The organism is Agrobacterium sp. CFBP2214 (assembly GCF_030209895.1).
In the GTDB taxonomy this organism is placed as follows: Bacteria; Pseudomonadota; Alphaproteobacteria; order Rhizobiales; family Rhizobiaceae; genus Agrobacterium; species Agrobacterium radiobacter.
In genome coordinates, this window is sequence record NZ_JARVRC010000033.1 from 1 (window position 1) to 8,313 (window position 8,313).

The 8,313-nt window shown below is 57.5% G+C and carries 8 protein-coding genes; 4 read left to right on the forward strand and 4 right to left on the reverse strand.

The annotated features are described in order from the left end of the window. Positions 1-71: 71 nt before the first annotated feature. The 4 genes from QRN60_RS26465 to QRN60_RS26480 all read right to left on the reverse strand — a co-directional run bounded on the left by QRN60_RS26465 (position 72) and on the right by QRN60_RS26480 (position 3,617). Positions 72-782 carry an IclR family transcriptional regulator gene (locus tag QRN60_RS26465; RefSeq protein WP_111785458.1) on the reverse strand — a complete coding sequence of 237 codons (711 nt, stop codon included), beginning with the start codon at positions 780-782 and terminating at the stop codon, positions 72-74. 106 nt (positions 783-888) lie between these two features. Further along, complete coding sequence (locus QRN60_RS26470; RefSeq protein ID WP_111785459.1) at positions 889-1,290, reverse strand: PaaI family thioesterase; 402 nt, start codon at positions 1,288-1,290, stop codon at positions 889-891. After that, positions 1,287-2,591: a CitMHS family transporter gene (locus tag QRN60_RS26475; protein ID WP_111785460.1), complete on the reverse strand. Its 1,305-nt coding sequence runs from the start codon at positions 2,589-2,591 to the stop codon at positions 1,287-1,289. Before QRN60_RS26475 ends, QRN60_RS26470 begins: the two co-directional genes overlap by 4 nt. Before the next feature lie 93 nt (positions 2,592-2,684). Beyond that, entirely contained in the window at positions 2,685-3,617 is a 933-nt protein-coding gene (locus QRN60_RS26480; RefSeq protein ID WP_111785461.1) for a hydroxymethylglutaryl-CoA lyase, read from the reverse strand. Between the two features lie 225 nt (positions 3,618-3,842). Here QRN60_RS26480 and QRN60_RS26485 point away from each other — a divergent pair, with 225 nt between their 5' ends. The 4 genes from QRN60_RS26485 (at position 3,843) to QRN60_RS26500 (ending at position 8,171) form a co-directional block, all read left to right on the forward strand. Continuing rightward, positions 3,843-5,084 (forward strand): CaiB/BaiF CoA transferase family protein, encoded by a 1,242-nt coding sequence (locus QRN60_RS26485; RefSeq protein WP_111785462.1) that lies wholly within the window; start codon positions 3,843-3,845, stop codon positions 5,082-5,084. A gap of 111 nt (positions 5,085-5,195) precedes the next feature. Beyond that, positions 5,196-6,161: a Bug family tripartite tricarboxylate transporter substrate binding protein gene (locus tag QRN60_RS26490; RefSeq protein ID WP_111785463.1), complete on the forward strand. Its 966-nt coding sequence runs from the start codon at positions 5,196-5,198 to the stop codon at positions 6,159-6,161. Positions 6,162-6,171: 10 nt separating this feature from the next. Further along, the gene (locus QRN60_RS26495) at positions 6,172-6,648 is read left to right on the forward strand and encodes a tripartite tricarboxylate transporter TctB family protein (protein ID WP_111785464.1); all 477 of its coding nucleotides are present in this window, start codon (positions 6,172-6,174) and stop codon (positions 6,646-6,648) included. Beyond that, positions 6,648-8,171, forward strand: coding sequence for a tripartite tricarboxylate transporter permease (locus QRN60_RS26500; protein WP_111785465.1), 1,524 nt, complete (start codon positions 6,648-6,650; stop codon positions 8,169-8,171). The genes QRN60_RS26495 and QRN60_RS26500 overlap by 1 nt, the downstream gene beginning before the upstream one ends. Positions 8,172-8,313: the final 142 nt, after the last annotated feature.

The following is an 8,313-nucleotide window of genomic DNA, read 5'->3' on the forward strand; positions in this document are numbered from 1 at the left end:
AAATTTCATGCCTATGGTCAATATACCGTTAAGCCCGAAAATTTGCGACAGGCCCAAACTTTTTCTGATTGCTATCGGTTGGAGAAACCCTGCGTGGAACCTAGCCGGATCGATAGGTCCCTAGCCTCGCTCATCAAAACCTCCAGCTGTTGAGATTGAGCCTCTGCGGTGAATCGCTGCATTTGTACCGTGAGGCCCAACGCGCCTACCAGATTGTTCCCCACCCCGAAGACCGGAACCCCGATCGCTCCAGTGTCCGGATCTCGCTCGCCGAGGGAAATGTAATATCCCTTGCCACGGATATCATCGTAGAACACACCGGGTTCCCCGGAGAATGCCATCAGGATACGGGCGGTTGCACCCTTGTCGAGTGAGAGGGAAGCACCTTCCTCAAGGTAATGCCTAAAGATACGATCCGCATGATGCCGATAGAGACAAATGCGGCGATCCCCATCCTTGATGTAAAACGCGGCGGTCTCCTCGGTCACTTCCACCAGCTTTCGCAGGACGGGGCGAACATATTCCGCCAGATTAAAAGTTCGCTGATACTGGTTGCCGAGACGGTACAGTGTCGAACCCAGACGAAAGCGGCCATCGGGTTCCCTGTTGATATAGCCGAACCGTTCGAGCGAGCCGGCGAGGCGCAGGATCGTGCTGGGATAGAAACCGGTCTTTGCCGCTATCTGATTGAGGGTCAGGCGAGAATCGCTATCTGTGAAGGCATTGAGGATCGTCAATGCGCGTTCAACGGCCTCAACCCTCTGCTCTTTTTGAACCGCCATTGACTAGTCTCCGAATGATCGCCGCTTCTTGCCTTGAACGCATAGCGCGTCACGGTGCGACAAGACAACGAAATCCGGAGATTGCCGCCCGCCCGCGTCGTATTGGCTATGAGCCGATGATCTTCCACACCCCGGTAGCGCTTGCGACCTGACGCCCGCTGACTAACAGCTCGCCTCTCATGAACACCAGATGCCGCGTCTGTTTCTCGATAGTGCAGACGATCTCGACGCATTCGCCAATCCTGACCGGCTCATAGAACTGCATCGAAAACTGCGCCGTCGCCTGCGCTCTCTTCTCGTCTGATTGCCTTGCGGTCCGTCCCATTGCGCGATCTGCAAAAGTCATCAGCATTCCGCCTTGTACGAACCCGGCGCGGTTTCTGTGCTTAGGTTCTGCAACGAACCTGAAGCGCCCTTCGCCCGCAGAAAAGGGAACGTGATAAACAGGGCCAACATGCGCGATGAACCCGTCGTCGTCTTCGATCTGCCACTCTTCACCAATGCTCATCCGATCGATCCTCGCAAAGGTATTGCGCCGAAGATGAGGGCTCCGGCAAGCATCGCGAACATCAGTCCGATCACCCAGAGGATCGAGGCACGCTGGTTCTCACCGTAGTTGATGTCCAGGAGCGCGACGAGAAGATAGGTCGAGGCAACAAGCGGACTGAGCAGGTGAAGCGGCTGGCCGACGAGAGACGCGCGCGCCATTTCTGCAGCTGTGATGCCATAGGCCGCTGCGGTCTTGGCGAGGATTGGTAGCACCCCGAAATAAAACGCGTCATTGGTGACGGCATATGTAGCGGGCCCGCTCAATACCGCAGTGAAAGGGGCGAGGTAGGGACCGAAGGCATCTGGAGTTATGTAGAGAAGGCTTTTCGACATTGCGTCGAGCATGCCAGTGCCGTTGAGGATACCCGTAAATATGCCTGCTGCGAAAATGAGGGACACTACCGCCAAGACATTATAGGCGTGCTCGCTCAGTCTCTCCTTTTGCTCGGAAACACTCGGATAATTCAAGATCAGGGCAATCGCTGTTGCTACCATGAACAGGATAGGCAGCGGCAGAAGCCCCTGGATCAGGGCGACGATCAGAACGACAGTCAGAATGAGGTTGAGAGGCAGCATCTGCGGACGCCGGAATTCCGGCACTTGCTCCAGGCTCTCCTCAATCGCAGCGATGTCGCGCTGGCTGATCCTGCCGATCCTCTTTCGCTCCTTAACGCCGAAATAGAAGGCGACACAGAGAACGTACGCGAAGCCTGTCAGCATGGGTAGTATGAGCGGGACAAAGACTTCACTCACATCGAGATGCATCGCACTGGCGGCCCGCGCGGTAGGTCCGCCCCACGGTAGGATATTCATGATGCCGATCGACATGAGGACCAGCGTCGCCATGTACTGCAATCTGATGCCGAGACGGCGATAAACAGGGAGAAGCGCGGCCGTGCAAATCACGTAGGTGGTAGCGCCATCGCCGTCGAGCGCAACTACTGTGCCCATGACGGCAGTACCGACGATGATCCTGAGAGGGTCACCCTTTGCCGTCTTGACCACAACTCTTATAAGCGGGTCGAAAAGGCCCGCGTCCGTCATGATGCAGAAGTAGATGATCCCGAAGAAGAGCATGGCTGCGGTCGGTGCCAACTTGACAAGACCACCCATCATCATCTTGCCAATGTCTGTGCCTGCGCCAGCGATGAGTCCGAAGACGATCGGCACGACCATCAGCGCGACCATAGCCGTCATGCGCTTGGTCATGATCAGCGCCATGAACGTCGCGACCATCGAATATCCAAGAAAAGTCAGCATTGCGTACCCTCCCGAACTCGCGCGCAACCATTCCCGTGGTCACTGACGCGGGTTCACTAACTCTTAGACGTGTGTGGATAGAGCTCACTGAGCTCAGGCGTATTGAAAGCCCTTTGGCAGGCCTGCATCCTGGACGTGACCATACAAATTCTCGCCCGGAAGACCGGATAGAATGATGGGGCGAGCGCTTACAAGCTTGTCGATATCAACTCCGGTTTTGAGACCCATGGATTCGAGCATGAATACGAGATCTTCGGTCACAATGTTCCCCGTCGCGCCTGGCGCATAGGGGCACCCCCCAAGGCCAGCCTGGGAGGAATCGAAGGTCGTGACACCCACCTCGAGCGCGGCAACCACATTGGCCAGTCCTTGACCGCGCGTGTTATGAAAGTGACCCCCACCTGCCTTATCCCCGAGCTCGGAACGCAGTCGGGAGAACAGGCGTTTTACTTGCGCCGGGTTTCCATACCCTGTGGTATCAGATAGGCCGACGGAATCGGCACCAGCCTCGGCAAGCATGACTGCCAGCCTGATAACCCAGTCCTCCGGTATGCTGCCTTCGATGGTGCATCCGAACGCGGTGGAGATACCGATTTCCAGGCCCGGACGATAGTCATCCGGCAGCGAGCCGCGGAGGTCGTTGACGCGCCCTACATCAGCAACAGCTTCCTCCACCGTACGATTGATGTTCGCCATGCTATGGGACTGCGAAGCCGAGACAGGCATAGTGATCTTCGGTGTCCGAACGTCGAATGCAGCCTGCGCTCCACGAAGGTTGGGTACGAGCGCCAAGACTGTCAGATCAGGGATCTCTCGAGCAGCCGTAACAAGCTCGCCGCAGTCCGCCATTTGAGGCAGCATTTTCGGCGACACGAAGGAACCGACTTCAATCTCTGACAGACCGGATTGAGCGAGGGCGTTGATCCAGGCGATCTTCGTTGCGGTCGGCATAGCGCGCTTAATGCTTTGAAGACCGTCGCGGGGACCTACTTCGCTGACGATGACGTCGCGACCATCTGGTCTCATGAAATTGCTCCTCCAATTCTCTTTAACAGAACGTCATTCTATTAGATAGAATTCTGGCATACGTCAAACCTGTTTGATCGACCGTTCTTAGAAAGTGCCTCGATAGAGGCTTCTCATGCGTGCAATGCCGCAGCGCAGCAAGCAATTCGCTTGACACCAAGCAAACACTTCCTCATTTTTCTTCAACAGAACACATTTCTATCTAACAGAATTCGAGGACGGCCTATGAACGAACCTTTCCGCGATACGGCGGCGCTTCCCCTAGCTGGCATTAAGGTCGTGGAGTTCTCGCACATGATCATGGGACCGAGCTGTGGCATGATCCTGGCTGATCTCGGCGCCGACGTGGTGAAGGTCGAGCCATATCCAAACGGCGACAACACGCGTCGTCTAAATGGTTCCGGTGCGGGCTTCTTTCCTACCTTCAATCGAAATAAGCGTAGCCTCGTCGTCGACCTCAAATCATCAGACGGTCATGCGGCAGCTCAGAAGCTAATAGACTCGTCTGACGTGCTGATCGAAAATTTTCGCCCGGGCGCGCTGGACAAGCTTGGCTTCGGATACGATGCCTCAAACGCGCGCAATTCCGAGCTGATCTATTGCTCTCTCAAGGGCTTCCTTTCCGGACCCTATGAACATCGCGCAGCGCTCGACGAGGTTGTCCAGATGATGGGCGGGCTAGCGTATATGACGGGGCCCACAGGACGACCGCTGCGCGCAGGCGCGTCCGTGAACGACGTGATGGGAGGAATGTTTGCCGCCATCGCCATCCTCGCAGCACTTCAGGAACGGTCGAAGACAGGAAAAGGACAGCTCGTCCGCAGCGCATTGTTCGAGAACAACGTCTTTCTCGTGGCGCAGCACATGATGCAGATGGCGGTCACGAGAAAGGCTGCCGCCCCCCTGCCCGAACGGATTTCGGCATGGGCGGTCTACGATCTCTTCAATACGGGAGACGGGAAGCAGATCTTTGTCGGCGTGGTCAGTGACACACAGTGGGCAGCATTCTGCAAGTCGTTCGGCCTTGAGGAGTTCTTGGTCGACCCTGATCTCCAGACGAACGCCGAACGCGTGACCAATCGGGAAAAGTTCATGCCGGCGATACGCGCGATCTTCGACAGCATGACGCTGCCCGATGCTTTGGCTCGCTGTGAGGAAATCGGGCTGCCGTTTGCGCCGATTGCCAAACCGCAGGACCTATTCGACGATCCACATGTCACCCAGCCAGGTGGCACGGTGGATATCGTCCTACCCAATGGCACCCCGACCAAGGTGCCTACGCTTCCAATCGACTTCAATGGCCAGCGCCTTGGTTTGCGCCACGACATACCGCGCTGCGGCGAGCATAGCGCGGAAGTGCTGAGCGAACTTGGATATAGCGCAGCCCACATCGAGAAGATGGTTGCTGCTGGCGTGATCGCCGACGAGACAGCGCTCGGCAAGCAGCAAGCCCGCAAGCTTGCATAAATGAAGAGGGCGCGTCTGCTTAGGCGCATCGCCCATCGTCGGCTTGGAGGGCCGAACAACATCGATCCGGAGATCCGGAACACAACGAGTTCAAACCTGGGAGGAAACCAAATGAACCGCCGTACTTTCCTTGCATCCGCGGGCATCGCAACCGTGATGGCGACAATGCCAAGCATGGCGCGCGCACAGACCATCAAGCGTCTCGAAATCTTCGTTCCGGCAGCGCCCGGTGGCGGCTGGGATCAGACCGCCCGCGTGATGGATACCGTCATGCGGAACGCCAAACTTATCGGCAACTCGCGCATCACCAACGTTGGCGGCGCGGGCGGCACGATCGGTCTCCCGCAGTTCATCAATCAGCACAAGGGCGACGGCAACGCGCTCATGACCGGTGGAATGGTGATGATCGGCGCTATCATCTCCAACAAGTCTCCTGTGGATCTGTCGGCGGTCACGCCGATCGCGCGCCTGACCGGGGAATATCTGGCGATCGTGGTGCCCGCTGCTTCGCCGTTGAAGACCATGTCTGATCTGGTCGAAGCCTTGAAGAAGGACGTCGGTTCGGTATCCTGGGCCGGCGGTTCTGCTGGCGGAAGTGACCACATTCTGGCAGGCCTTGTTGCCAAGGCCGCGGGCGTCGACCCAATTAAGATTTCATACGTTGCTTTCGCAGGCGGCGGGGAAGCCATGGCCGCCCTTCTTGGCAATCAGGTGACTTGCGGCGTGTCCGGATGGGGTGAATTCTCCGAGCAGGTGGCCGCGGGCAACCTCCGGGTTCTCGGCCTCTCAGCTCCTGAACGTGTAGCGGGCATCGATGCCCCGACGATCAAAGAGCAGGGCCTTGAGGTCGAGCTGTTGAATTGGCGTGCGGTCTTCGCTGGTCCAGATCTCTCTGATAAGCAGAAAACCAATCTCATCGACCTCGTCACCAAGATGGATGCAGAGGAGAAGTGGCAGTCCGAACTCAAGACACGCTCCTGGACAAGGCTATTTTTGGCCGGCGACGAGTTTGGCAAATACCTTGAGGAAGATACGCGGCGCATTGGCGGCATCCTCAAGGACCTCGGATTGGCGTGAGACCGAGCTTATGAAATCCCGTAATCTTGAACTCACAGCGGTGGCGTTATGCGTCATCGCGCTCGGCGTCGGCGTGGTCATCATGACCATGCAGATCGCCATACCGCCGACATATGCGAAAGTTGGCCCGACGATCTTTCCTTACACGGTCGGGGCCGCCTTGATCGGTCTCGGCTGTCTTCTGTTCCGAGACGTCTTTTCTGGCACCTGGTCCTGCGAGGCGACAGACGAGGATGCCGATCGACCGGATCTACAGCCTATGATGTGGGTGATCGGCGGACTAGCGATCAATCTTGTTATGATCAGCTATGTTGGCTTCATCCTCGCCTCGACGGCGATGTTCGTGTTCGTCGCCAAGGCATTTGGCAGCCGACGTCTCTGGCTAGCTGCGATCGTCGGTTTCGTTCTTGCTCTTCTTGCCTACTACGGGTTCGCACGCGTGCTTGACCTTCGCATGGGTAGTGGCCTGATCGAGGATCTTTTCTAATGGATTCATTCGTTTCACTTGCCAACGGCTTCGCCGTCGCTCTGACCCCTGTCAACCTGATGTGGGGACTGATCGGGGTAACGCTTGGCACCTTCGTCGGCGTCTTGCCCGGGCTGGGTCCCGCTCTGACGATCGCGATGCTTCTCCCGATCACGTTCCAGGTCGAACCGACTGCGGCATTTATCTTGTTCGCCGGTATCTACTTCGGCGCCATGTTCGGCGGATCGACAACCTCGATCCTTATCAACACGCCAGGCGAAAGCGCGACCATCGTCACTGCCCTTGAGGGCCACAAAATGGCACGCAAAGGGCGAGGAGGTCCAGCACTCGCGACCGCCGCGATCGGTTCCTTCGTCGCAGGTACGCTTGGTGTAGTCGGCATTACTCTGCTCGCGCCGATCATCGTCAAATTCGCTCTGACGTTTTCTCCTGCCGACTACTTCGCGCTGATGCTCCTGGCATTCGTCACCGTCTCCGTCGTACTGGGGTCGACGATGGTGCGTGGTCTGACAGCCCTCGCGCTCGGCCTGTTCATCGGCCTGATCGGTGTGGACCTCCAGACAGGTCAGGCACGGTTCTCATTCGGTCAGATGTCTCTGCTTGACGGGGTGGATGTGGTCATCGTTTGCGTTGGGCTTTTCGCTGTAGGAGAGACACTTCATCTTGCTTCTCGGTATCGAGCTGGCAAAGACGAAGTTATCCCGATCAAGGGATCGCTATGGATGAACCGACAGGACTGGACACGCTCCTGGAAACCCTGGCTCCGCGGCGCCTGCATCGGCTTCCCGATTGGGGCCATGCCAGCGGGTGGGGCCGAGATCCCGACGTTTCTGTCTTACTTCTTCGAAAAGAAGCTGTCGAAACACCCGGAAGAATTTGGTCACGGCGCCATTGAAGGTGTTGCGGGTCCCGAAGCAGCGAACAACGCGAGCGCCGCCGGTGTATTCGTACCGCTTCTAACCCTCGGGCTTCCGACGTCTGCCACAGCTGCAATCATGCTGTCCGCGTTCCAATCGTACGGCATCAATCCCGGACCGCAGTTGCTCGTGTCGCAACCCGACCTCGTGTGGGGCCTGATCGCGAGCCTGTATATCGGCAACGTCCTTCTTCTGGTGCTCAATCTTCCGCTCGTGGGGCTTTGGGTGCAGGTTCTAAAAATCCCGACGCCATACCTGTACGCGGGCATCCTGCTGTTCGCGACAATTGGCACCTACGGCATCAGTCAGTCGGTATTCGACTTGGCGCTACTCTATGTTATCGGCATCATCGGCTTCTTCATGCGCCGCTATGATTTTCCGACGAGCCCGGTGATCATAGGCATGATCCTCGGGCCGTTCGCGGAGCAGCAGTTTCGGCGGGCGATGACAATCAGCCAAGGCGACCTATCCGTGTTTGTCACCCGCCCGATCTCCGCAACCCTCATTGCAATCGCGATCCTTGCGCTTGTCGTCCCACTGGTTGTGCAGTTCAAGCGCGGTCGCAGAGCGGACGAGCCTGCTCTTGAGGGGGAGCGGAGCACGTAATACGAGAACGGTCACAATCGGCTACGGGGTTCGCAGCAAGGCTGCGGGTCCCGTGGGAGCGCTTACAAGTCGTTGTATAGCTCTTGAACGGGCCTGTCGCAAACATTTTCGGAGGGCGCGATTACCCCCTCCGCATCTTCAT

Coding starts and splice junctions, on each gene's coding strand:
- QRN60_RS26500 (WP_111785465.1), top strand. CDS start 6,648: ATGGATTCATTCGTTTCACTTGCCAACGGCTTCGCCGTCGCTCTGACC.
- QRN60_RS26495 (WP_111785464.1), top strand. CDS start 6,172: ATGAAATCCCGTAATCTTGAACTCACAGCGGTGGCGTTATGCGTCATC.
- QRN60_RS26475 (WP_111785460.1), bottom strand. CDS start 2,591: ATGCTGACTTTTCTTGGATATTCGATGGTCGCGACGTTCATGGCGCTG.
- QRN60_RS26470 (WP_111785459.1), bottom strand. CDS start 1,290: ATGAGCATTGGTGAAGAGTGGCAGATCGAAGACGACGACGGGTTCATC.
- QRN60_RS26485 (WP_111785462.1), top strand. CDS start 3,843: ATGAACGAACCTTTCCGCGATACGGCGGCGCTTCCCCTAGCTGGCATT.
- QRN60_RS26465 (WP_111785458.1), bottom strand. CDS start 782: ATGGCGGTTCAAAAAGAGCAGAGGGTTGAGGCCGTTGAACGCGCATTG.
- QRN60_RS26490 (WP_111785463.1), top strand. CDS start 5,196: ATGAACCGCCGTACTTTCCTTGCATCCGCGGGCATCGCAACCGTGATG.
- QRN60_RS26480 (WP_111785461.1), bottom strand. CDS start 3,617: ATGAGACCAGATGGTCGCGACGTCATCGTCAGCGAAGTAGGTCCCCGC.